The sequence below is a fragment of the Xanthomonas sp. LMG 8993 genome (assembly GCF_009835065.2).
Taxonomy (GTDB): Bacteria; Pseudomonadota; Gammaproteobacteria; order Xanthomonadales; family Xanthomonadaceae; genus Xanthomonas; species Xanthomonas arboricola.
The window spans coordinates 88,339-111,089 of the sequence record NZ_QVIF02000003.1 but is presented as its reverse complement, the minus strand read 5'-3'; the positions used below and the strand labels follow the sequence as shown (position 1 = coordinate 111,089).

19 protein-coding genes and 1 pseudogene are annotated in these 22,751 nt (G+C 65.2%); 10 read left to right on the top strand and 10 right to left on the bottom strand.

The window, feature by feature from the left end; translation table 11 throughout:
- The first annotated feature begins 35 nt into the window (after window positions 1-35).
- Together DYQ94_RS06770 and DYQ94_RS06765 are read left to right on the top strand one after the other, a co-directional pair.
- Window positions 36-1,427 carry a class II 3-deoxy-7-phosphoheptulonate synthase gene (locus tag DYQ94_RS06770; RefSeq protein ID WP_046345812.1) on the top strand — a complete coding sequence of 464 codons (1,392 nt, stop codon included), beginning with the start codon at window positions 36-38 and terminating at the stop codon, window positions 1,425-1,427.
- Between the two features lie 85 nt (window positions 1,428-1,512).
- Complete coding sequence (locus DYQ94_RS06765; RefSeq protein WP_039523792.1) at window positions 1,513-2,640, top strand: mechanosensitive ion channel family protein; 1,128 nt, start codon at window positions 1,513-1,515, stop codon at window positions 2,638-2,640.
- Here the strand turns inward: DYQ94_RS06765 and DYQ94_RS06760 are convergent.
- The 3 genes from DYQ94_RS06760 to typA form a co-directional block, all read right to left on the bottom strand.
- Window positions 2,630-4,234 carry an amidase gene (locus tag DYQ94_RS06760; protein ID WP_184429026.1) on the bottom strand — a complete coding sequence of 535 codons (1,605 nt, stop codon included), beginning with the start codon at window positions 4,232-4,234 and terminating at the stop codon, window positions 2,630-2,632. The two genes, DYQ94_RS06765 and DYQ94_RS06760, sit on opposite strands and share 11 nt — an antisense overlap.
- A 105-nt stretch (window positions 4,235-4,339) precedes the next feature.
- Window positions 4,340-4,759, bottom strand: a complete 420-nt coding sequence (locus DYQ94_RS06755; protein ID WP_026064834.1) for a DUF2127 domain-containing protein — start codon at window positions 4,757-4,759, stop codon at window positions 4,340-4,342.
- A 70-nt stretch (window positions 4,760-4,829) separates the two neighbouring features.
- Complete coding sequence (gene typA / locus DYQ94_RS06750) at window positions 4,830-6,659, bottom strand: translational GTPase TypA (protein WP_016904579.1); 1,830 nt, start codon at window positions 6,657-6,659, stop codon at window positions 4,830-4,832.
- A 217-nt stretch (window positions 6,660-6,876) separates the two neighbouring features.
- Here typA and DYQ94_RS06745 point away from each other — a divergent pair, with 217 nt between their 5' ends.
- Together DYQ94_RS06745 and DYQ94_RS06740 are read left to right on the top strand one after the other, a co-directional pair.
- A complete protein-coding gene (locus tag DYQ94_RS06745) occupies window positions 6,877-7,371 on the top strand; it encodes a peptidylprolyl isomerase (RefSeq protein ID WP_016904578.1) in 495 nt (164 codons plus the stop codon).
- A 117-nt stretch (window positions 7,372-7,488) separates the two neighbouring features.
- Entirely contained in the window at window positions 7,489-8,475 is a 987-nt protein-coding gene (locus DYQ94_RS06740) for a malate dehydrogenase (RefSeq protein WP_024938556.1), read from the top strand.
- Window positions 8,476-8,555: 80 nt separating this feature from the next.
- Here the strand turns inward: DYQ94_RS06740 and DYQ94_RS06735 are convergent, their stop codons facing one another.
- The 5 genes and pseudogenes from DYQ94_RS06735 to DYQ94_RS06715 form a co-directional block, all read right to left on the bottom strand.
- Entirely contained in the window at window positions 8,556-9,170 is a 615-nt protein-coding gene (locus DYQ94_RS06735) for a glutathione S-transferase family protein (protein WP_160954696.1), read from the bottom strand.
- Between the two features lie 63 nt (window positions 9,171-9,233).
- Window positions 9,234-9,695, bottom strand: a complete 462-nt coding sequence (locus tag DYQ94_RS06730; RefSeq protein ID WP_016905076.1) for a cell wall hydrolase — start codon at window positions 9,693-9,695, stop codon at window positions 9,234-9,236.
- A gap of 1,010 nt (window positions 9,696-10,705) precedes the next feature.
- Window positions 10,706-11,170: pseudogene (locus DYQ94_RS06725) on the bottom strand (MFS transporter); the annotation flags it as partial.
- Between the two features lie 324 nt (window positions 11,171-11,494).
- Window positions 11,495-13,534: an NADPH-dependent 2,4-dienoyl-CoA reductase gene (locus DYQ94_RS06720; RefSeq protein ID WP_160954694.1), complete on the bottom strand. Its 2,040-nt coding sequence runs from the start codon at window positions 13,532-13,534 to the stop codon at window positions 11,495-11,497.
- A 544-nt stretch (window positions 13,535-14,078) separates the two neighbouring features.
- A complete protein-coding gene (locus DYQ94_RS06715; RefSeq protein ID WP_026064741.1) occupies window positions 14,079-15,101 on the bottom strand; it encodes a zinc-binding alcohol dehydrogenase family protein in 1,023 nt (340 codons plus the stop codon).
- A gap of 416 nt (window positions 15,102-15,517) precedes the next feature.
- Here DYQ94_RS06715 and DYQ94_RS06710 point away from each other — a divergent pair, with 416 nt between their 5' ends.
- The 3 genes from DYQ94_RS06710 to DYQ94_RS06700 all read left to right on the top strand — a co-directional run bounded on the left by DYQ94_RS06710 (window position 15,518) and on the right by DYQ94_RS06700 (window position 18,193).
- Window positions 15,518-16,615 carry an OmpA family protein gene (locus tag DYQ94_RS06710; protein ID WP_024938552.1) on the top strand — a complete coding sequence of 366 codons (1,098 nt, stop codon included), beginning with the start codon at window positions 15,518-15,520 and terminating at the stop codon, window positions 16,613-16,615.
- Between the two features lie 191 nt (window positions 16,616-16,806).
- Complete coding sequence (locus DYQ94_RS06705) at window positions 16,807-17,322, top strand: hypothetical protein (protein WP_024938551.1); 516 nt, start codon at window positions 16,807-16,809, stop codon at window positions 17,320-17,322.
- A gap of 19 nt (window positions 17,323-17,341) precedes the next feature.
- Window positions 17,342-18,193 (top strand): pseudouridine synthase, encoded by an 852-nt coding sequence (locus DYQ94_RS06700; RefSeq protein ID WP_126965186.1) that lies wholly within the window; start codon window positions 17,342-17,344, stop codon window positions 18,191-18,193.
- Here the strand turns inward: DYQ94_RS06700 and DYQ94_RS06695 are convergent.
- Together DYQ94_RS06695 and kbl are read right to left on the bottom strand one after the other, a co-directional pair.
- On the bottom strand, window positions 18,147-18,536 hold the full coding sequence (locus DYQ94_RS06695) for a hypothetical protein (RefSeq protein ID WP_024938549.1): 390 nt from the start codon (window positions 18,534-18,536) through the stop codon (window positions 18,147-18,149). The genes DYQ94_RS06700 and DYQ94_RS06695 overlap by 47 nt on opposite strands.
- Entirely contained in the window at window positions 18,536-19,744 is a 1,209-nt protein-coding gene (kbl, locus tag DYQ94_RS06690; RefSeq protein WP_024938548.1) for a glycine C-acetyltransferase, read from the bottom strand. Before kbl ends, DYQ94_RS06695 begins: the two co-directional genes overlap by 1 nt.
- A gap of 89 nt (window positions 19,745-19,833) precedes the next feature.
- Between kbl and DYQ94_RS06685 the strand changes: the two genes are divergently transcribed.
- The 3 genes from DYQ94_RS06685 to cysW are packed head-to-tail and all read left to right on the top strand — an operon-like array spanning window position 19,834 to window position 22,748.
- Entirely contained in the window at window positions 19,834-20,934 is a 1,101-nt protein-coding gene (locus tag DYQ94_RS06685; protein ID WP_065031986.1) for a sulfate ABC transporter substrate-binding protein, read from the top strand.
- 3 nt (window positions 20,935-20,937) lie between these two features.
- Complete coding sequence (gene cysT, locus DYQ94_RS06680) at window positions 20,938-21,798, top strand: sulfate ABC transporter permease subunit CysT (RefSeq protein ID WP_046345821.1); 861 nt, start codon at window positions 20,938-20,940, stop codon at window positions 21,796-21,798.
- Complete coding sequence (gene cysW / locus DYQ94_RS06675) at window positions 21,795-22,748, top strand: sulfate ABC transporter permease subunit CysW (RefSeq protein ID WP_126965184.1); 954 nt, start codon at window positions 21,795-21,797, stop codon at window positions 22,746-22,748. The genes cysT and cysW overlap by 4 nt, the downstream gene beginning before the upstream one ends.
- Window positions 22,749-22,751: the final 3 nt, after the last annotated feature.

Below are 22,751 nucleotides of genomic sequence, written 5' to 3'. Positions count from 1 at the left end.
GCGCTGGCCGGCGCCCGAGATTTCTGGAGTTCACGATGTCCGCTTCCCCTCATTCGTCCGTCAACCAGGCAGAGCAGTGGTCGCCGCAGAGCTGGCGGCAGCGTCCGGCGTTGCAGATGCCGGTCTACCCGGACGCCGTTGCGCTGGAACACACGCTGGGCGAGTTGCGGCAGCTGCCGCCGCTGGTGACCTCCTGGGAAATCTTTGCGCTCAAGCGCCAGCTGGCAGAAGCGCAGGAAGGCAAGCGCTTCCTGCTGCAGGGCGGCGATTGCGCCGAGAACTTCAGCGATTGCGAATCGGGCACGATCTCCAATCGCCTGAAGGTGCTGCTGCAAATGAGCCTGGTGCTGGTGCATGGCCTGCACCTGCCGGTGGTGCGGGTAGGGCGCTTTGCCGGGCAGTACGCCAAGCCGCGCTCGGCCGATACCGAAACCCGCGACGGGGTGACCTTGCCGAGCTACCGCGGCGATGTGATCAACGCGCCAGCCTTCACTGAAGCGGCGCGCGTGCCGGATCCGCAGCGCATGATCACCGCGCATTCGCGCTCGGCGATGACGATGAATTTCGTGCGCGCTCTGATCGACGGCGGCTTTGCCGACCTGCACCATCCCGAATACTGGAATCTGGACTGGGTGGGGTATTCGCCGCTGGCGGCGGACTACCAGAAGATGGTGGCATCGATCGGCGATGCGGTGCGCTTCATGGAGACCCTGTCCGGCGCGGAGGTCTACAACCTCAATCGCATCGACTTCTACACCTCGCACGAGGCGCTGTTGCTGCCGTACGAGGAAGGCCTGACCCGGCAGGTGCCGCGCCAGTGGGGCTGGTTCAACCTGAGCACCCATTACCCGTGGATCGGCATGCGCACCGCCGCGCTGGATGGCGCGCATGTGGAATACCTGCGTGGCGTGCGTAACCCGATCGCGATCAAGGTGGGGCCATCGGTGCAGCCGGATCAGCTGTTGCGTCTGATCGACGTGCTCAATCCCGAAGACGAACCCGGCCGCCTGAGCTTCATCCATCGCATGGGTGCGGCGCAGATCGCCGAGAAGTTGCCGCCGCTGCTGGAGGCGGTCAAGCGCGATGGACGTCGGGTGTTGTGGGTGTGCGATGCGATGCACGGCAATACCGAAAGCACCGGAAATGGCTATAAGACACGGCGTTTCGACAATATCCGCAGCGAGGTCGAGTTGTCCTTCGATCTGCATGCGGCCGCCGGGACGCGGCTGGGCGGGGTGCATCTGGAACTGACCGGCGAAGACGTCACCGAATGCACCGGTGGCGCGCGCGAGTTGACCGAGCGCGATCTGGAACGCGCTTACCGCTCCAGCGTGGATCCGCGCCTGAACTACGAGCAGTCGCTGGAAATCGCAATGGCGATCGTGCGCAAGCAACAGCAGGTGGCGTCGCAGCCGCTGGGCGCGTGATGTCACCGTACGCATGACGTGATGCTCATGCCGCGTGCGGCATGATGCTGCAGCCATCCCTCTTTCCCCCCACAGGAGGAACGGTTTGACTGCCGATTGGAACGTCATCCGCGAATACGCAATCCCGCTTGGTGCCGCGCTGCTGGCGGGCATCGTCACCTGGTCGCTGATGCTGTGGCTGTTTCGCCGCATGCAGGGCCGCGACTATCGCCGTGCACGCATCATTCGCGTGGTCACGCTGCCGGCTGCCTTCATCCTGCCGCTGCTGTTCTTGCGTATCGCCACGGAAGCAACGCCGCTGGAGGGCAAGGGACTCGCGGCACTGCAAAGTTTGCTACACGTGGGGATCGTCGGCTGCATCACCTGGCTGCTTGTACGCGCGGTAGCAGCCGGCGAGGCGGCAATTCTGCGCAGCAACCCGATCGAGGTGTCCGACAACCTCACCGCACGGCGCATCCAGACCCAGACACGCGTGCTGAGCCGGGTGGTCATGGGCGCGGTGATCCTGCTCGGCATCTCGGTGGTGCTGCTTGGCTTCGAGCAGGTACGCCAGATCGGCAAGACGCTGCTGGCCTCGGCCGGCATCATCGGCCTGGTGGCCGGCATCGCGGCCAAGCCGGTGTTCGGCAACCTGATCGCCGGTCTGCAGATCGCCCTGACCCAGCCGATCCGGCTGGACGATGTGGTGATCGTGGAAGGCGAATGGGGCCGCATCGAGGAGATCGGTAGCTCGTATGTGGTGGTGCGGATTTGGGACGAGCGGCGGATGGTGGTGCCGTTGACCTGGTGGATCGAGCACCCGTTCCAGAACTGGACGCGCAGCAGCGCCGACCTGCTCGGTACCGCATTCCTGTGGCTGGACTACCGCACCCCGATCGCGGCGGTGCGCGCCGAGCTGGAGCGCATTTGCAAGAGCGAGCCGCTGTGGGATGGACGCGTGTGCGTGACCCAGGTGACCGAAACCAGCGAGAGCACGATCCAGGTACGCCTGCTGGTGAGCGCGCGCAACTCCGGCGATGCGTTCGATCTGCGCTGCATCAGCCGCGAGCGCATGATCGACTTCCTGACCCGCGAGCACCCGTACGCACTGCCCAGGATTCGCGCCGAAATCGCCGCGCAGGAAAAGCCACCCCTGCGCGCCGCCGCGCCAATCGCCCAGGAGAGCGTGCGCTCGCCCGGTGCCGAAGACGGTGAGCCTGCGACTACGGTATAGCTGCAGGCGCGGCCGCCGGTGCGCTGGGCGCAGTCGGCGAGTAGCGGGGCGCAACACGCGCCTTGCTGCGTTGTTCGTAGGCGTAGGCCAGTTCGATCAGGCGCGGCTCGCTCCAGGCGCTGCCCATGAACAACAAGCCCAGCGGCAGGCCCTGGGTCTGTCCCATCGGCACGCTCAGGCTGGGATAACCGGCCACCGCGGCCGCACCATAGCCGGCTCCGGGAAAGGTGTCGCCCTTGACCAGGTCGGTGACCCAGGCAGCACCGGTGGTCGGCACGATCAGTGCGTCCAGGCGATTGGCCTGCAGCGCGGCGTCGATGCCGTCCGGCCCGGCCAGCCGTTTGGCAGTGGCGCGGGCTGTGAGATAGGCGGCATCGTTCAGTCCGGCCGCGGCCTGCGCTTGCTCGAACAGCTCCTGCCCGAAGTAGGGCATCTCGCGCTGCGCGTGGCTGCGATTGAAGGCGATCAATTGCTCCAGGCTCGACACCGGCGCGGCGTGGCTGCGCAGATACGCGTTCAGGCCGGCCTTGAATTCGACCAACAAGACCGTTTGCTCGGCGGCGTCCCACTGGCCCTCGGTCGCCAGGCTGGTTTCGATCACGGTGGCGCCAGCGGCGCGCAGGGTCTGCACCGCGCGTTGCAGCGTGGCGGCAATCGCCGGATCTTCGCGCAAGGGATTGCGCAGCAGGCCCAGGCGGGCGCCGCGCAGGCCATCGGGCCTGAGATGCGCCAGATAGTCCGGTGTGGACGTCGGTGCAGTGCGCGCCGCCGGATCCTGCGGGTCGGGTGCGGCAATCGCCTGCAGCACCGCCGCCGCATCGGCGACGCTGCGCGTCATCGGGCCGGCGGTGTCCTGGGAGGCCGAGATCGGAATGATGCCGTCGCGGCTGACCAGGCCCACGGTCGGTTTGAGCCCGACCAGGCCGTTCACCGAGGCCGGGCAGGTGATGCTGCCGTCGGTTTCGGTGCCGATGCCGACCGTGGCCAGGCTGGCGGCGATCGCCGCGCCGGTGCCGGCACTGGAGCCGCAGGGATTACGATCCAGGGCGTACGGATTGCGGGTCAGCCCGCCGCGTGCGCTCCAGCCGGAGCTGGACTTGGTGGAGCGGAAGTTGGCCCACTCGCTCAGGTTGGTCTTGCCCAGGATCACCGCGCCAGCGGCGCGCAGGCGCTGCACCAGAAACGCATCGCGGCCGGGCCTGAAATCGGCCAGTGCCAGCGAGCCGGCGCTGTTGACCATCGGCAGCGCATCGATGTTGTCCTTAAGCAGTACCGGAATGCCATGCAGGGGGCCGCGCACATGGCCGGCGCGGCGTTCGGCGTCCAATGCACGTGCGTCGGCTTCGGCCTGCGGGTTGAGTTCGATCACCGAATTGAGAGTGGGCCCGGCGCGATCGATGGTGGCGACACGCTGCAGGTATGCGCGGGTCAGATCCAGGCTGCTGGTCGTGCCGGATGCCATGCGTGCCTGCAGGCCGACGATGTCGGCGTCGATCAGATCGTCTTGCCTGGCAGTGGCTGCGTTGGCACCGGCCGGGGTCAGGCTTTCGGTATGCGCACAGCCGCACAGCGCAAGCAGCAGCGCGAAGGACAAGGTGGTGGATCGCATTGGCGGTGTTCCCCGGGGACTGTTCGCAGGCTAACGGCGCTGCGGCGGGGTGACAATGTGTATGACATGCCCGCAGACGGGCAGGGGGCCTCAGCGGCGCCGGCGTTTGATCAGATCGCGTGCCAGCACGCCGACCACGATCAGATTGATCGCCAGTACGCCCCAGGCGGTCCAGCCGGGATGGCGGACGATGGCGTAGATATCGAAAGGCAGGTAGATGGCCGCCGACAGGCAGCCCAGCAGCGACGCCCAGGCCTTGGCACGCCACAGACCCCATGCTTCCACCACGTGCAACAGGCCATAGGCCAGCATTGCGGCAGCGGCCAGATGGACGGCGTCGGGACTGATGGTCTTGAGCAACGACGGCAGTGCGCCGTGGTCGGGATCCAGGTTGAAGCGGCGGATCAGTGTGCTGACCGCGTTCTGCAGCGGGAGCGGGCCCAGAATTTCCAGGCCCGTCGCCGCCAACAGCGCAAGCGTCCCCTTGACCGCCTCTAGCAAGGCGATCACATGCAGCCCCGGATGCGCGCGCGGATCCGGGCTGTAGGGCGTGTTGCTCACGAAGATGGACGTCCCGTGTTTAGCCGGAACGGCCAGCGCGCTTGCGGTCGCTTTCGGTGAGGAACTTCTTGCGCAGGCGGATTTCCTTCGGGGTGACTTCGACCAGCTCGTCGTCCTCGATGAAATCCAGTGCCTGCTCCAGCGTGTACTTGATCGCCGGGGTCAGCTTGATCGCATCGTCCTTGCCCGAGGCGCGCATGTTGGTCAGCGGCTTGGTCTTGATCGCGTTGACGGTCAGGTCGTTGTCCTTGGAGTGGATACCGACCAGCTGACCTTCATACACGTTGTCGCCTTCGGCAGCGAACAGACGGCCACGCTCTTCCAACGGCCCCAGTGCATAGGCCGGGGTGGCGCCCGCTGCGTTGGCAATCATCACGCCGTTCTGGCGCTTGGCGATCGCGCCCTGTTCCTTCGGACCGTAATGGTCAAACACGTGGAACAGCAGGCCCGAGCCCTGGGTCAGGGTGCGGAACTCGTTCTGGAAGCCGATCAGGCCACGCGCCGGGATCATGTAATCCAGGCGCACGCGGCCCTTGCCGTCCGGCTCCATGTTCTTCAGCTGGCCCTTGCGGGTGCCCAGCTTTTCCATCACGCCGCCCTGGTGCTGTTCTTCGATGTCCACCACCAGCTGTTCGATCGGCTCCATCTGCTTGCCGTCGATTTCCTTGATGATGACTTCCGGGCGCGACACGGCCAGCTCGTAGCCTTCACGACGCATGTTCTCGATCAGCACCGACAGGTGCAGTTCGCCACGGCCGGAGACCAGGAACTTGTCGGCGTCGGAGCCTTCCTCGACCTTCAGTGCCACGTTGTGCACCTTCTCGCGGTCCAGACGGTCGCGCAGCTGGCGGCTGGTCAGGAACTTGCCACCGGACAGGTCCTTGTTGCCGGCGAACGGCGAGTTGTTGACCTGGAAGGTCATCGAGATGGTGGGCTCGTCCACGGTCAGCGCCGGCAGCGCTTCCGGTGCGTCGAGCGCACACACGGTGTCGGAAATGGTCAGCTCGGCCACGCCGGAGATGGCGACGATGTCGCCGGCCTCGGCGGTGTCCTGCTCGATGCGCTCCAGGCCGAGGAAGCCCAGCACCTGCAGCACCTTGCCCTGGCGCTTCTTGCCTTCGCGGTCGATCACGCTGACCGGCATGTTCTTCTTCAGCACGCCGCGCTGGATGCGGCCGATGCCGATCACGCCGACGAAGTTGTTGTAGTCCAGCTGGCTGATGCGCATCTGGAACGGGCCGTCCGGATCCACGTCCGGTGCCGACACATGCTGCATGATCGCTTCGTACAGCGGGGTCATGTCGCCGTCGCGCACGCTCGAATCCAGGCTGGCGTAGCCGTTCAGGGCGGAGGTGTAGACGATCGGGAAGTCCAGCTGCTCGTCGGTTGCGCCGAGCTTGTCGAACAGGTCAAACACCTGGTCGATGACCCAGTCCGGGCGTGCGCCGGGACGGTCGATCTTGTTGACCACCACGATCGGCTTGAAGCCCATCGCGAACGCCTTCTGGGTGACGAAGCGGGTCTGCGGCATCGGGCCGTCCATCGCATCGACCAGGATCAGCACCGAGTCCACCATCGACAGCACGCGCTCGACTTCGCCACCGAAGTCGGCGTGTCCCGGGGTGTCGACGATGTTGATGCGGTTGCCGTTCCAGGTGATGGCCGTGTTCTTGGCCAGGATCGTGATGCCACGCTCCTTTTCCTGATCGTTGCTGTCCATCACGCGCTCAGCCAGCACGGTGCGTTCGGACAGGGTGCCGGACTGCTTCAGCAGGCAGTCGACGAGGGTGGTCTTGCCATGGTCAACGTGCGCGACGATGGCGATATTGCGGAGTTTTTCGATAGACATGCGGAAAGGGCCCCTGTCTGGCGCCAGTCTTGAGATGAGGTAAGCCCGACATTATAGCGGTTTCGTTGCCGCACCGTTGCGTTCGGCCGCTGAGCGGTCCAAAACGCCCATTCAGCTAGCCCGGACACCCCGACGATGGTCCAACCTGCACGGCCGCCTGCACGGCCGGGTGTATTCTAATGGGCTGTCATACACCCTGAAACCTGCAAGGATTTCCATGTCCCTGATTGCCCATTTCGACACCACTCGCGGCCCGATCGTGGTCGAGCTGTTCGCCGACAAGGCCCCGCTGACCGTTGCCAACTTCGTCAACCTGGTCCAGCGCGGCTTCTACGATGGCCTGAGCTTCCACCGCGTCATCGCCGACTTCATGATCCAGGGCGGCTGCCCGGAAGGCTCCGGCCGCGGCGGCCCGGGCTACCGTTTCGAGGATGAAGCCAACAACGGCGTCGGCCACGAGCGCGGCGTGCTGTCCATGGCCAATGCCGGCCCCAACACCAACGGCAGCCAGTTCTTCATCACCCACACTGCCACCCCGTGGCTGGACGGCAAGCACACCGTGTTCGGCAAGGTCACCCAGGGCCTGGACGTGGTCGATGCCGTCGCCCAGGGCGATGTAATCAACAAGGTGACGATCGAAGGCGATACCGACGCCGTGTTGGCCGCCAAGGCCGACCGTGTCGCGGAGTGGAACAAGATCCTCGCCGCCTGATGTCTTTCCCCCGAACGGCCGCCCGGTGCGGCCGTTCGTCTGTCACTGCGCGCCGCCAGGCCCTGCGCCACGCCAGCGTGCACCTCCACCCATGTTTTTTAGCAGAGGAAACTCCCCATGAAAGCACCTGTTCGTGTTGCCGTGACCGGCGCTGCCGGCCAGATCGGCTATGCCCTGCTGTTCCGCATCGCCTCCGGCGAAATGCTGGGCAAGGATCAGCCGGTGATCCTGCAATTGCTGGAACTGTCCAATGAAAAGGCCCAGGCCGCGCTCAAGGGCGTGATCATGGAGCTGGAAGATTGCGCATTCCCGCTGCTGGCCGGCGTGGTCGGCACCGACGACGCCGAAGTGGCGTTCAAGGACATCGACGTCGCCCTGCTGGTCGGTGCGCGTCCGCGCGGCCCGGGCATGGAGCGCAAGGACCTGCTGCTGGAAAACGCCAAGATCTTCACCGCGCAGGGCGCGGCGTTGAACAAGGTCGCCAAGCGTGACGTCAAGGTGCTGGTGGTCGGTAACCCGGCTAACACCAATGCCTACATCGCGATGAAGTCGGCGCCGGATCTGAACCCGAAGAATTTCACCGCCATGCTGCGTCTGGACCACAACCGTGCGCTCAGCCAGCTGTCGCAGAAGCTCGGCAAGCCGGTCGGCGGCATCGAGAAGCTGGTGGTCTGGGGCAACCACAGCCCGACCATGTACCCGGACTACCGTTTCGCCACCGCCGATGGTGCGTCCATCGGCGATGCGATCAACGACCAGGAATGGAACGCGTCCACCTTCATCCCGACCGTGGGCAAGCGCGGCGCGGCGATCATCGAAGCGCGCGGCCTGTCCTCGGCTGCGTCGGCCGCCAATGCCGCCATCGATCACGTGCGTGACTGGGTGCTGGGCAGCAACGGCAAGTGGGTGACGATGGGCGTGCCGTCCGACGGCTCCTACGGCATTCCGGAAGGCGTGATCTTCGGCTTCCCGGTGACCACCGCCAACGGCGAGTACACCCTGGTCAAGGATCTTCCGATCGACGACTTCAGCCAGAAGTACATCGACAAGACCCTGGCCGAGCTGGAAGAAGAGCGCAGCGGCGTGTCGCATCTGCTGGGCTGAGTTTCTCGCCTTGCTGTTGTAACGAAAACGCCGGGCAATGCCCGGCGTTTTTTTATGTGGCGCTTGTGCGATGCCCCGGCTCAGGCCAGGCCTTCGGCCTGCAATGCGGCCTGCACATCGGCATCGTCCAGCATGCGCTGCACGAATGCATCTACCGCGCTCAGGCCACTGAGGTCCACGCCCACCTTCTGCGCCCATCGCAGCGTCACGAACAGATACGCATCGGCGCCGGTGTGGGTGTCGCCTGCCAGCCAGTTGCGTCCCTGCAGATGCGTGTCGACACGTTCGTACAAGCTGCGCAGCTTGCTGCGTGCGTCGTCATGGCTGCGCGCGATCAGCGCGTCGTCCTGCAGATAGGCGGTGCTGCCGAAGATCGGCTTGAAGGCCGGATGCACATCCGCATTGGCGAAGGCGATCCAGCGATTGATCTCTGCACGGCTGCGCGCGCTGCCATCGCCGGACAGACCGGTGAGCGGCGCGATGTCGGCGATGTAGTTGAGGATGGCGGCGTTCTGGGTCAGTGCCCAGTCGTCGACGACCAACAGAGGCACAGCACCGGCCGGGTTGAGGCGCAGATATTCGGGGGACTTCATCGTGGCGGCGTCAACCACCTGCAGATCAAAGGGCAGCCCCGACCAGCGCAGCACGATGTGATCTGCCAGCGAACATGCGCCCGGCTTGGTGTACAGCTTCATGAGAATTTCCGCACAAGAACGAAGACGCAAGCTTAGCGGCAACGCGTGAGTGCGTGGGCAGCGTCAGGATGCGGTGCGCGGGCGCAGCTTCTGTACGCGATAGAACGTGTGGTCGCCGATGGTGGCCACCTGGTAGGCATTACGCCAGCTCGGGCTTGCGATCGCGCTTGCGGCAAAGTGACTGGCGCCCGGCACGATTTCCTTGCGTTGCCCCACCGGCAGCGCCCAGTTGCGCTCTGCAGCCAGTGCCACATCCAGCGCCTTGTTCCAGGCATCGTCGTTTTTCAGCTGCGTTCCCGGAGCCACGATGGTGGGCGCGAACTGCTTGCGTGCAGTGACCACCTGACACATCGAGTCGCCCCACAAGCCGCTGTCCAGCCGACGCAACGCAACTTCGGCGACGGCTTGCTGGCCGCGCAAGGTCTGATCACGCGCTTCCAGGTACACGGTAGTGCTCAAGCACAACGAATCTGCAGCCGGCTGCGGCAACAACTGCGACAGCCAAAGTATCCAAACCAGTTTCATATAACTCCTTGCTCCGTATGGGCCGATCCGCAGAGCATCCAAGGTGGATGCACCAGTACAGAGGGCTTGGCGTCATGGGGAGGCGACCTGCCACGGGTCGCCAGGTCTCCGGCGAAAGAAGATCTACCGGAGGTGCCCGCCAAATGCGGCGGGTCAAAAAGTTGGCGCAAGGTAGGCGTCGATCACAGAATCGCGGCTGAATAGGCGGGGTTGACGGGTGTGATTGCTTGCTGCGTCTGCGGCTTGGTTCGATGACACCAGCGCGACGCATCCGTCGTGTGCGTCGCATCGCGCTGGCGACAGCGGATGCCGCAACGGATCTCGATACGGTGCGCGTGCGCTGTTGCGCCTGCGCAATGGCTCGAGACGTGCAATGCGTTGCACTTAGGCTACGCATGCAATGCCATCTGCAGTCTGCGCTACACGTCATCGTCACTGAGGGATGTGCTTGCGTATCGCCGCTTTCTACTGCAGCGGGGCTGTGTCGAGATGCGAACGCGGGGTGCATAAAGGAGCTTTCAGTGCATGGTGCTTGATGCTGTCCGGATCATGCATCGAGCGCTCGCATGTGCATCGTAGAACGCGGTGTTGTAATCACTAGAGGAGGCGTCCGAAGTGCTCGATGCGCGTTGATGGTGGCGAGTGAACACGAAGCGCCACGACGGTATTGGCCCTCGCATCGCAGCACCAAGTCGCGCGCCAGGCTTGCATATCCATCGTGCACAAATGCGTCAGCGGAATTTTAGATGGCTTGTAGTGGCTGCGACGATATGCAGCCGAGATCGTCAAAATCATCGATCACGATTCCTTCGACGGTATCGGTGGCACAGCGGCGTTGGCCATGCGGCAATCGCAGTGCGCGCTTGCTAACGCTGTTGCTATTCGCAGTGCACATGTTCGAACGCATCAGGCGTGTTGAATCACACGCATCAAGTTCAACATGGTGCGAAACAATCTCATGCAGACATGCAGACATGCAGACATGCAGACATGCAGACATGCAGACGAGCAGACGAGCCGGTACGCAACTGCGCCGGATACGGTGCCAATTTGGTGAGCGTCAGCAATGCCAGGGCCAGTGCTGCGATGACCGCCAAGGGCAGCAACTGATCGCGCCGCCACTTCAGCGCAGCTAGTGGCGATGCAGTCGTGGCAGCCGTATGCGCGTAAGGCTGCAATGCATTGCGTAACCACCATGCCGACAGCACGGCAATACTGCTGACCAAAGCGACTACCCATCAACGCAGTCGACGCGGCGGCAGGCGTGCCGCCTTCAGAACCAGGCCGATCGCGGCGCTGACCAAGAGCGCGGACAGCCCGCTGCCGATCGGACGCAGCGCACTGACGCCGCGCGTGCCACGCCAGGACCAGTGGCCCAATCCCATCAAGGTGTTCTGTGCGACGTCGCCGACTGCATGAGCGGCGCGGAAGGGCAGGCTGAGCAGCGATACGCTGATCAGGCGGACATCGGCGGGATGTGGATGCGATGCAGCGATGTAGTCGGCATCGCGGGCATCCCGGTTTATCGCCGCGCTGCAGGAAAAAGAATGGACTGCGCTGCACCGATCAGCGGCGCTCACGGGGTTGGGCGCCAGGTCGATGGCAGCGTCAGCGCCTGCATCGATCCGGCGCATATGGATTCCGGCGCCGGCATCTCATGGGTGAACCGGTCATCGCTTCATCACCGCCACCACCGGCGTTGACGTTGCGCCAGCCCCGCTCCATGACGCTCGCAAAGAGGTTGGTGCGGGTGTCGCGCTCAGGCTGCTGTGGCGTTCAGCGCATTGCGGCAACGCGTGTTACAACTTCGCCGCCAGTCGGCAGGCCTGATCGATCGCACGCTTGGCGTCCAGTTCGGCGGCGACATCCGCACCGCCGATCAGATGCGGTTGCTGCCCGTTGGCCTGCAGCGCAGCCAGCAGGTCGCGGCGCGGCTCCTGCCCGGCGCAGACCACCACCGTGCCGACATCGAGCACTTGTTCGGCGCCGTCCACGCGGATCCGCAGCCCGGCGTCGTTCACGCCCAGATATTCCACGCCGCCCAGCATCTTGACGCCCTTGGCCTTGAGTGTGGCGCGGTGGATCCAGCCGGTGGTCTTGCCCAGGCGCGCGCCGGGTCTGCCGGGGCTGCGCTGCAGCAGCCAGACCTGGCGGGCCGGGCGCGCGGGTTGCGGCCTGGCCAATGCCCCAGCCGTTTCGAAGCTGGGGTCCACGCCCCATTCGGCCATCCAGCGTGCAGGGTCCAGCGACGGCGATGGCCCCGTGTGCACGAGAAATTCGCCGACATCGAAGCCAATCCCGCCGGCCCCGATGATCGCGACCTTGTCGGCAGCGACATGGCGGCCCAGCACCACGTCCAGATAGCTCACGACCATCGGGTGATCGGCGCCGGGGAAGTCCACCTTGCGCGGCTCGATGCCGGTGGCCAGCACAATCTCGTCGAAGTCTTTCAGGTCTGCCGCTTCGACCCGGGTATTCAGGCGCAGCTGCACCCCGGTCGCATCGATGCGGTGGCCGAAGTAGCGCAGCGTCTCGTTGAATTCTTCCTTGCCCGGGATGCGCCTGGCGACATTGAATTGCCCACCAATTGCATCGCCCGCATCGAACAAGGTGACGCGATGACCGCGCTCGGCGGCGACTGTCGCGCAAGCCAGACCGGCCGGGCCGGCACCGACCACCGCAATGCGCCTGGGGTTGGGGGTCGGTGCGTAGATCAGTTCGGTTTCGTGCGCTGCGCGCGGGTTGACCAGGCAGCTCGCCAGCTTGTTGTCGAACACATGATCCAGGCAGGCCTGATTGCAGGCGATGCAGGTATTGATGGCGTGCGACTGGCCGGTGCGTGCCTTGTTGGCCCACTGCGGGTCGGCCAGCAGCGGGCGCGCCAGCGACACCATGTCGGCGGCGCCGTCGGCCAGGATGCGCTCGGCCACTTCGGGCATGTTGATGCGGTTGGTGGCCACCACCGGAATACGCAGGTGCGGCTTGAGCTTGGCGGTCACACCGGCAAATGCGGCGCGCGGTACCGAGGTGGCGATGGTCGGGATGCGTGCCTCGTGCCAGCCGATACCGGAATTGATGATGGTCGCGCCCGCCGCTTCGATCGCCTGCGCCTGCGTCAGGATGTCCTGCCACTGGTTGCCGCCTTCGACCAGGTCCACCAGCGACAGCCGGTAGATGATGATGAAGTCTGGCCCGCACGCCTCGCGGATGCGTCGCACGATCTCCACCGCAAAGCGCATGCGCTTGGTCGCATCGCCACCCCAGGCATCGTTGCGCTGGTTGGTGCGCGCAGCGGTGAATTCGTTGATCAGATAGCCTTCCGATCCCATCACCTCCACGCCGTCGTAGCCGGCGTCGCGCGCCAGCCGCGCCGCACGCGCGTAAGCGGCGACCTGACGATCCACCGCACGTGCCGATAGCGCGCGTGGGGTGAACGGGTTGATCGGCGCCTTGAGCCTGGACGGTGCCACCGACAGGGGGTGATAGGCGTAGCGCCCGGCATGCAGCAGCTGCAGGCAGATCTTGGCGCCGTGCGCATGCACCGCCCGGGTGACCTGACGATGCGGGCGCACCTCCCACGGCCACGACAGCTTGCCGCCGAACGGCTTGAGCCAGCCCACCACGTTCGGCGAAAAGCCGCCGGTGACGATCAAGCCGACCCCGCCGGCAGCGCGCTCGGCGAAATACGCGGCCAGTTTGGGGAAATCGCGCGCCCGGTCTTCCAGACCGGTGTGCATCGAGCCCATCAGGACGCGGTTGCGCAATTTCGTGAAGCCCAGATCGAGCGGTGCGAACAGGTGCGGGTAGGACGAGACGGACGGGCCGGTGGCGGGCGACATGGTGTGGATACGCTGGCGTACGGAGTGCGCACGATGCAGGCAAACGGGCCTGGCGGCAAGTCTTGACCCGCCTGTACGGCGCAATCGGCGGTTTTGGAGGGGAGGGCGGTACGGTTGGCCTGCACATCGGGCCGTATCTCAGTGGAGGCGCCCATGTCTGCCAAGCGCAACCAATGGCGCGAAGAAGAAGCCCCTGCTGGCCCGCTGGCTGGCTGAGACTCGAGCCGCACTTGCCGACTTCTTGATCAGTGCTGTCAGCTGGGCGGCCGCGCTCCAGCGCCGCGCGGGTCGCGGGGGCGAGTCTCTGTCGAGCGGGGCCGATCCGCCCGCGCCGCTGCCGCGGAACAGATCGCCTCGCATTACAGGAAACGGCTCTGCGATCGGGCCTGCGCCCCAGCAGCGAGGCGGACCGCACGATCAGGGTGCCCTCCCGCCTTGCCGCTGGGTCACGTGCGCGCGCTGGGGCCGTGCTGCCTTCTTCCTCTCCGAGCCAACGGCCCGTGCCCGCTGCGGAAGCCGGACTCAAGCGGTAACGGCGATCACCTCACCAACCCGCCAGTACCAGCTTGCCGATCGTGCTGCCGCTTTCCAGCCGTCGGTGCGCCTCGCGCAATTGCTGCGCATTGATCGGCGACAGCGTTTCGGTATGGGTGGTGCGCAATTCGCCCGCATCGATCAAGCTGGCGGCACGGTTGAGGATGCGGTGTTGCTCGACCATGTCCTCGGTTGCGTAGCGGGCACGGGTGAACATCAGCTCCCAGTGGATGCCGATGCATTTGGCTTTGTAGGGATCGCCGATCGACAGCGGGCCGCGCGGCTCCACGATCAAGCCCACATGCCCCTGCGGTGCCAGGATCTCGCCCAGTTGCTCCCAGTAGCGGTCGGTGTCGGCCAGGTTGAGCGCGGCGTCCACGCTCTGCATTCCCAAGGCCTGCAACTGCGGCTGCAGCGGCTGGTGATGGTCGATCACATGCTGGGCGCCCATCTGCCGCACCCATTCGATGGTTTCCGGCCGCGAGGCGGTGGCGATCACGCTGAAACCGGCATGCCGCGCCAGCTGGATCGCGATCGAGCCCACGCCGCCCGCGCCACCGATGATCAACACGTGCTTGCCGCGATTGCGCGCGCCGTCGAAAGAGAACGGCATGCGCTGGAACAGCAGCTCCCAGGCGGTCAACGTGGTCAGCGGCAGGGCCGCGGCCTGGGCGAAGCTGAGTGAGGTGGGCTTGCAGCCGGCGATGCGCGCATCGACCAGCTGATATTGCGCATTGCTGCCCGGACGGCCGATGTCGCCCGCGTAATACACCTCGTCGCCGACCGCGAACGCGGTGACCTCGGGGCCTACCGCTTCGACGACGCCAGCCGCGTCGTAGCCCAGGATCTTCGGCGCATCCAGCGTCTGTGGCTTGGGTGCACGCACCTTGGTGTCGACCGGATTGACCGAGATCGCCTCGACGCGGACCAATAAGTCATACCCCGAAGGGGCCGACGGGGCCGGAAGTTCCATGTCAAGCAGTGCGGCGGGATCGTCGATCGGAAGATGACGGGTGATGACGACAGCTTTCATCGGGTCGCTCCATGTGGGGAGTTCAGGGTGCGTTGTGAAGCTGTCGCGCCGCAACCACCGACCCCACAATTCAGCTCGGACGGGGCCTGGCGTTCACCAATGTGGTTTTCGCATCACCGTGCAGCCCGCCGGAAAGGTGGATCCGCCAGCGTATTCAACTGGCTTAATTGGGCTGCGGTTCATGCAGGTCGGATGTGCAAACTGAGTGCGCGGTCCTTCCCTTCATGAAACTGTATACGTAGTATTGAAAGGGATCGCCGGCCCTGGTGATTGCTTTCACATGTTATATGACCGTTAACGCGATCTTCACTGAAGCCGGCTTAATCTGCGCCCCGATGGCTCTGGATGTGACGAGCATCTTTACCAAGAACAACGCCTCTATCGGTTTTATCTCCCAAAGAAGGAGCTGTATACACATGAACAAGAAAATTCTCACTGCCGCGTTGCTCGGCGGTCTGGCGGTTGCCCAGGCTGCTTCCGCGCAGGAGTTCGATGACCGTTGGTACCTGACCGGTAGCGCTGGCTTCAACTTCCAGGACAGCGATCGTCTGACCAATGATGCCCCGTTCGTCACCCTGGGTCTGGGCAAGTTCGTCAGCCCGAACTGGTCGATCGACGGCGAGCTGAACTATCAGAACCCGAACTTCGATGCCAACCAGGATCAGAACTGGAGCCAGTACGGCATCTCGTTCGACCTGCGTCGCCACTTCATCCAGGAAGGCCGCGGCTGGAACCCCTACCTGCTGTTCGGTCTGGGCTACCAGCGTTCGGAAGAAGAATTCGACGCGACCCCGAACCCGGTTTCGCCGGGCCAGCAGAAGGACGGCAACTTTGCCGCCAAGGCTGGTGTCGGTCTGCAGACCACCTTCGACAAGCGCGTCGCCGTGCGTGCCGAGTTGGCCTACCGCGCTGACTTCAACGACCAGAGCGTTGCTGCTCCGCAGGAAGACTGGTTCGGCGACGTGCTGGCTTCGGTCGGCGTCGTGATCCCGTTGGGACCGGCTCCGTCGACCGCTCCGCCGCCGGCTCCGGCTCCGGTTGCTCCGAGCTGCGCAGACCTGGATGACGACGGTGACGGCGTCAACAACTGCGACGACAAGTGCCCGGCCTCGCAGCCTGGCCAGACCATCGGTCCGGACGGTTGCCCGGTGCCTGTGTCGATCGATCTGAAGGGCGTGAACTTCGACTTCAACAAGTCGACCCTGCGTCCGGACGCCGTCTCGATCCTGAGCGAAGCGACCGAGATCCTGAAGCGTTACCCCGACCTGAAGGTTGAGGTTGCTGGTCACACCGACTCGAAGGGTACCGACGAGTACAACCAGAAGCTGTCCGAGCGTCGTGCGACCACCGTGTACGACTACCTGACCAAGAACGGCGTCGATGCGTCGCGTCTGGTTGGTCCGATCGGCTACGGCGAGAGCCGTCCGATTGCTCCGAACACCAACCCGGATGGTTCCGACAATCCGGAAGGCCGTGCGAAGAACCGTCGTACCGAGCTGAACGTCCAGAACTAATTGGACCGCTAGCTGTTGCATACAAAACCCGGCCTTGCGCCGGGTTTTGTCTTTGTGGGGACCGCAAAACCTGCGCCTGGACGGTGCAAATCCTGTCTGCGTTGCCATCCAGGCACGTTTCCGGTTGAAACGGCGTTCATCGCTGCCTACACTCGCCGCGTCAACACCACACTCATAATTGGAAGAACCCGATGCTGCGTACCGCTACGGCTGGATTGCTCTGTCTCGCCTTGATTCCCGCCGCCTACGCCGCTCCGAACTGCGCCGGCAGCACGGTGTCCCAGCCGCTGCCGTTGCCCGCCACCGTCATCGCGCCGGCGGCCGCCGAGTTCTACACCCGTAGCGTGCAGCTGGGCATGCCCACCGGCGTGCTGGCACAGCCTTACACCACCGAGCAGTCGGTGGACCGCGTGCTGCTGCGTCTGCGCGTGGAAGGCTGCCAGGATCTGGCCAAGGTCATTCCGCCCGGCGGCACCGTCAATCCGAACGATCCGGCCGCCTACAAGGCCACCACCGCGTTCGACAACACGCCGTGGCGCTTTGACATGAGCCAGAACGGCAAGCGCATGACCGCCGAAGAATTCGATGCCTGGATGAAGGCGCGCGGCGTGCGCGTGGTCAAGGCACGCCCGGTGGCTGCGCCGGCTCCGGCTGCTGCCGCAACCGCAACGCCTGCGGCCGACGCCAAGTCGGTCGAAAACAAGTAAGCAGCGCGGTCGGGACGGCATGACCCGGCGGCCTGCGCCGGCGACGTCCCGGCAGCGCACGCGTGGTCCGGCGGGCGCATCGCGCGCCTCCGGTACGACCACGGCGACCAGCGCGCCACGCCACGGGCTGGCGCGCGTGCTGTCCAAACTGGGCGTGTGTTCGCGTACCGAAGCGGCGCGCTGGGTCGCCGACGGGCGGGTCAGCGTGGCCGCGCGCGTAATACGCGATCCCGAATATCCGATCCGCGCTGATCAGCACTCCACCATCTGCGTCGACGGACAGCCATTGGCCGGCCCGGCGCGGTGCTACCTGATGCTCAACAAGCCGCGCGGCGTGGTCACCACCGCACGCGACGAGCAGGGCAGGGACACGGTGTATCGTTGCTTCGATGGCGCCGGCTTGCCGTGGATCGCCCCGGTCGGGCGCCTGGACAAGGCCAGCGAAGGCCTGCTGCTCTTCAGCAACGATCCGCAATGGGCCGCCACGGTGACCGACCCGATGACCGGGCCGGACAAGACCTATCACGTGCAGATTGATTGCCGCCCGAGCGCTGCGCAACTGGCGCAACTGCAGGCCGGCGTGGTCGATCCCGATCCGGACGGCGAGGGCGTACTGCTGCGCGCCAAGCGGGTCGGCGTGCTGCGCGAAGGCGAGCGCAATGCGTGGCTGGAGATCGTGCTGGACGAAGGCCGCAATCGGCAGATTCGCCGCTTGCTGGGCGCGGTGGAGATCGGCGTGCTGCGGCTGGTGCGGGTGGCGATCGGCTCGCTGGCGATGGGCGAGCTGGGCAAGGGTGCGTGGCGGATGCTCAGCCCAGCGGAAGTCAGTGCGCTGACGGCGGCTCCCGCCAGCGCGCCAGACGCGCGCTGAGCAAGGCGCTCACCACCTCGACGGCGCGGGCGTCGCCGGCACCGTTGGCATCGTGGCGTCGGCCCTTGGCATGATTGCAGCCGGCACAGGCCAGGGCGAGATTGCGCGCTGCATTGGCATCGTCGCCGACCAGCGCACACAGGGCCGCCGCCGCGCGACGGCCGAACCAGGCCTGCGGGACCACGTGTTCCAGCGTGGTGTGGCCGAGCGGTTCGCCATCGGCACGCAGTTGCAGGCGCCGACGGCAATGCAGGCAACGGGTTTCCCAGTTGCCATCCAACAGCTGCGCCTGGGTATCGGTCTGCGCCGCGAGCAGCAGCCGTTGGCGCAGCACCGAGCGCATCAGTGCTGGATGACGTCCAGTTCGCGGCCGATCTTGATGAACGCGTCGATCGCCTGATCCAGCTGCTCGCGGGTGTGCGCGGCGCTGATCTGGGTGCGGATACGCGCCTGGCCCTTGGGCACTACCGGGAAGAAGAAGCCGATCGCGTAGATGCCTTCTTCCAGCAGCCGCTCGGCGAATTTTTGCGCCAGCGGTGCGTCGTAGAGCATTACCGGGCTGATCGGGTGCACGCCGGGCTTGAGGTCGAAGCCGGCAGCGGTCATGCGCTCGCGGAAGTAGCGGGTGTTGTCGACCAGTTGCGTGCGCAGCTCGCCGGCGGCTTCCAGCATCTGGAAGGCCTTGATGCCGGCAGCCACTACATGCGGCGGCAGCGAGTTGGAAAACAGGTATGGGCGCGAGCGCTGGCGCAGCAGTTCGATGACTTCGCGCTTGGCGGTGGTGAAGCCGCCCAGGGCGCCGCCCATCGCCTTGCCCAGCGTGCCGGTGATGATGTCGATCCGGTCCAGCACGCCCTTGACCTCGGCCGAGCCGCGGCCGCTGGCGCCGAGAAAGCCGGTGGCATGGCATTCGTCGATATGCACCAGCGCGTTGTATTTGCGGGCGAGGGCGGTGATCTCGTCCAGCGGGGCGATGAAGCCGTCCATCGAGAACACGCCGTCGCTGGTGATCAGCTTGGTCTTGCAGCCGGCCGCATCGGCGGCCTGCAGCTGCGCTTCCAGATCGGCCATGTCGCAGTTGGCGTAGCGGAAGCGCTTGGCCTTGCACAGGCGCACGCCGTCGATGATGGAGGCGTGGTTGAGCGCATCGGAAATGATCGCGTCCGCTTCGCCGAGCAGCGGTTCGAACAGGCCGCCGTTGGCATCGAAACAGGCGGCGTAGAGGATGGTGTCCTCGGTGCCGAAGAAATCGGCGATGGTGCGCTCGAGCTGCTTGTGCAGGTCCTGGGTGCCACAGATGAAGCGCACCGAGGCCATGCCGAAGCCGTGCGTATCCAGCGCGTCCTTGGCGGCCTGGATGATGTCCGGGTGGTCGGCCAGGCCCAGATAGTTGTTGGCGCAGAAGTTGAGCACGCTGCGGCCATCGGCCAGGGTGATCCGCGCCGACTGCGGGCCGGTGATGATGCGCTCGGACTTGAACAGGCCCTGGGACTGGATGGTTTCCAGTTCGGCGGCGTAATGGGCAGTCAGCGCAGCGGGAGCGTTGGTCATGGCGGTCGCAGTGGCAAGAGACGCATGATTTTAACGATCACGGTGGCATACCACTACGTCATGCAAAATCGGCATAAGGTGCGGCCTTGATGTCATTTCACCGCCTGCGTGCCGCTGCGCAGCATGGCATGCTTGCTGTTCAGCTGCGCCCCAACGGTTTGGAGATTGCTGTGACCCACCCCCGCTTCCGTCTTATGGCGACCGTGTTGTGCAGCCTGCTGGTCCTGGCCGGCCCGGCAGGCGCGCGCGATATCGGCCTGCTCAATGTCAGTTACGACCCCACCCGCGAGTTCTATCGCGACTACAACAGCGCCTTCGCCGCGAACTGGAAGCAGCAGCATCCGCAGGACACCGTCACGGTGGAGACCTCGCATGGCGGCTCCGGCAAACAGGCAAGGGCGGTGATCGACGGCATCGAGGCCGATGTGGTCACGCTGGCGCTGGCCTACGACGTCGATGCGATCGCCGAGAAGGCCAAGCTGATTGACAGCGACTGGGAAAAGCGCCTGCCCGACAACAGCGCGCCGTACACCTCGACGATCGTGTTCCTGGTGCGCAAGGGTAACCCGAAGAACATCCACGATTGGCCGGACCTGCTGCGCTCCGGCGTGGCGGTGGTGACGCCCAACCCCAAGACCTCCGGTGGCGCGCGCTGGAATTACCTGGCCGCCTGGGCCTACGCCGACCATATCTTCAAGGGCGACCGCGAGCGCATCTTGCGCTACATGCAGGCGCTGTTCCGCAACGTGCCGGTGCTCGACACCGGTGCGCGCGGCGCCACCACCACGTTCGTGCAGCGTGGCATCGGCGATGTGCTGCTGGCCTGGGAAAATGAGGCGCTGCTGGCGCGCGAAGAATTGGGCAAGGACAAGTTCGAGATCGTGGTGCCCAAGCTGTCGATCCTGGCCGAGCCGTCGGTGGCGCTGGTCGACAAGAATGTCGACAAGCATGGCACCCGCGAGGTGGCCGAGGCCTATCTGCGTTACCTGTATGCGCCGGAAGGTCAGAAGTTGGCAGCCAAGCATTTCTATCGGCCGCGCCATCCGGAATTTGCCGACCCTGCCGACCTGGCACGGTTCCCGGACATCAAGCTGGTGACCATCCAGGACGCGTTCGGGTCGTGGGACAAGGCGCAGCAGGAACACTTCGCCGACGGTGGCGTGTTCGATCAGATCCAGGCAAAAAAGTAGGCGATGCCGATGTCGGTTGCACCCCACCCAGCGCCGTCACCGCGCAGACGCGTGATGCCGGGGCTGGGCTTGAGTCTTGGAATCACGCTGACCTGGCTGGGATTGATCGTGCTGATCCCGCTGCTGGGCATCTTCATCAAAACCAGCGGGTTGGGTTGGGACGGCCTGTGGCGGGTGTGGAGCGAGCCGCGCGTGCTGTCGGCGCTGCGGGTGAGCTTCGGCACCGCGTTCGCGGCCGGCGCCTTCAATGCGGTGATGGGCACCTGGGTGGCCTGGGTGTTCGTGCGCTACAACTTTCCAGGCAAGCGCCTGTTCGATGCGGTGATCGACCTGCCGTTCGCATTGCCGACCGCGGTGGCCGGCATCGCGCTGACCGCGTTGTACGGCGGCAACGGCTGGGTCGGGCGCTGGCTGGAGGCGATCGGCATCAAGGTGGCCTACACGCAGTTGGGCATCGTGCTGGCGCTGGTGTTCGTCGGGTTGCCGTTCGTGGTACGGGTGGTGCAGCCGGTGCTGGCCGAGAGCGAGCGCGAGCTGGAAGCGGCCGCGGCCACGCTGGGCGCATCGCGCTGGCAGACAGTGTGGCGGGTGGTGCTGCCTGGGCTCTGGCCGGCAGTCCTGACCGGGTTTGCGCTGGCCTTCGCGCGTGGTGTGGGTGAGTACGGCTCGGTGATCTTCATTGCCGGCAACCTGCCCAATTCGACCGAGATCGCGCCGCTGCTGATCACCATCCGGCTGGAGGAATTCGACTATGCCGGCGCCACCGCGATTGCCGCGGCGATGCTGCTGCTGTCGTTCGTGATCCTGCTGGTGGTCAATACGCTGCAGGCACGCCTGCTGCGCTATCAACGGAGGACTGCATGAACGATGCTGTTTCGCCGCTGCCTGCCATGTTGCACACCCGCCAGATGACCGAACAGGCCCGCCGCATCACCGACTCGGCCACCAACGAGCCGCGTTGGGTGCAGTGGTTGATGATTGCGGGGGCGCTGCTGTTCCTGCTGGCGTTCCTGCTGCTGCCGCTGGTGCTGGTGTTTGCCGAGGCGCTGCGCGGCGGCTGGGGGACCTTCCTGCGCGCGATCGTCGACCCGGATGCGTTGTCGGCGATCAAGCTGACCCTGATCGTCACTGCCGTCGTGCTGCCGCTGAACCTGGTGTTCGGCGTGGCGGCGGCGTGGGCGGTCAGCAAGCACCAATTCCCCGGCAAGCGCTTGCTGATCAGCCTGATCGACCTGCCGTTCTCGGTGTCGCCGGTGGTGGCGGGCCTGATCTTCGTACTCATTTTCGGCCGCAGCGGCTGGGCGTGGCCGTTGATCGACGAAGGCTGGCGACTGCAGTTGCCGTTTTTTGGCGAGTTGCTGATCCAGTTGCCGCGCATCGTGTTTGCGTTGCCCGGCATCGTGCTGGCGACGACCTTCGTCACCTTTCCTTTCATCGCGCGCGAGCTGATGCCGCTGATGGAGCAGCAGGGCAGCGATGAAGAACTGGCCGCCTTGAGCCTGGGCGCGAACGGCTGGCAGATGTTCTGGCGGGTGACCCTGCCGAACATCCGCTGGGGCCTGCTGTACGGCGTGTTGCTGTGCGCAGCGCGTGCGATGGGCGAATTTGGCGCGGTGTCGGTGGTGTCCGGGCATATCCGCGGGCGTACCAACACGCTGCCCCTGCATGTGGAAATTCTCTACAACGAATACGCCTACAGCGCCGCGTTCGCGTGTGCCTCGTTGCTGGCACTGACCGCGCTGCTGACGCTGGCGCTGAAGACGTACCTGGAATGGCGGCACGGCGATTCGCTCGCCGCCAACCACCGACATTGAGGT

Bases quoted from the DNA above. Each gene is read 5' to 3' on its own strand.
- DYQ94_RS06770 (WP_046345812.1), top strand. From the start codon at position 36: ATGTCCGCTTCCCCTCATTCGTCCGTCAACCAGGCAGAGCAGTGGTCG.
- typA (WP_016904579.1), bottom strand. From the start codon at position 6,659: ATGTCTATCGAAAAACTCCGCAATATCGCCATCGTCGCGCACGTTGAC.
- DYQ94_RS06745 (WP_016904578.1), top strand. From the start codon at position 6,877: ATGTCCCTGATTGCCCATTTCGACACCACTCGCGGCCCGATCGTGGTC.
- DYQ94_RS06740 (WP_024938556.1), top strand. From the start codon at position 7,489: ATGAAAGCACCTGTTCGTGTTGCCGTGACCGGCGCTGCCGGCCAGATC.
- DYQ94_RS06735 (WP_160954696.1), bottom strand. From the start codon at position 9,170: ATGAAGCTGTACACCAAGCCGGGCGCATGTTCGCTGGCAGATCACATC.
- DYQ94_RS06730 (WP_016905076.1), bottom strand. From the start codon at position 9,695: ATGAAACTGGTTTGGATACTTTGGCTGTCGCAGTTGTTGCCGCAGCCG.
- DYQ94_RS06720 (WP_160954694.1), bottom strand. From the start codon at position 13,534: ATGTCGCCCGCCACCGGCCCGTCCGTCTCGTCCTACCCGCACCTGTTC.
- DYQ94_RS06715 (WP_026064741.1), bottom strand. From the start codon at position 15,101: ATGAAAGCTGTCGTCATCACCCGTCATCTTCCGATCGACGATCCCGCC.
- DYQ94_RS06710 (WP_024938552.1), top strand. From the start codon at position 15,518: ATGAACAAGAAAATTCTCACTGCCGCGTTGCTCGGCGGTCTGGCGGTT.
- DYQ94_RS06705 (WP_024938551.1), top strand. From the start codon at position 16,807: ATGCTGCGTACCGCTACGGCTGGATTGCTCTGTCTCGCCTTGATTCCC.
- DYQ94_RS06700 (WP_126965186.1), top strand. From the start codon at position 17,342: ATGACCCGGCGGCCTGCGCCGGCGACGTCCCGGCAGCGCACGCGTGGT.
- DYQ94_RS06695 (WP_024938549.1), bottom strand. From the start codon at position 18,536: ATGCGCTCGGTGCTGCGCCAACGGCTGCTGCTCGCGGCGCAGACCGAT.
- kbl (WP_024938548.1), bottom strand. From the start codon at position 19,744: ATGACCAACGCTCCCGCTGCGCTGACTGCCCATTACGCCGCCGAACTG.
- DYQ94_RS06685 (WP_065031986.1), top strand. From the start codon at position 19,834: ATGTCATTTCACCGCCTGCGTGCCGCTGCGCAGCATGGCATGCTTGCT.
- cysT (WP_046345821.1), top strand. From the start codon at position 20,938: ATGCCGATGTCGGTTGCACCCCACCCAGCGCCGTCACCGCGCAGACGC.
- cysW (WP_126965184.1), top strand. From the start codon at position 21,795: ATGAACGATGCTGTTTCGCCGCTGCCTGCCATGTTGCACACCCGCCAG.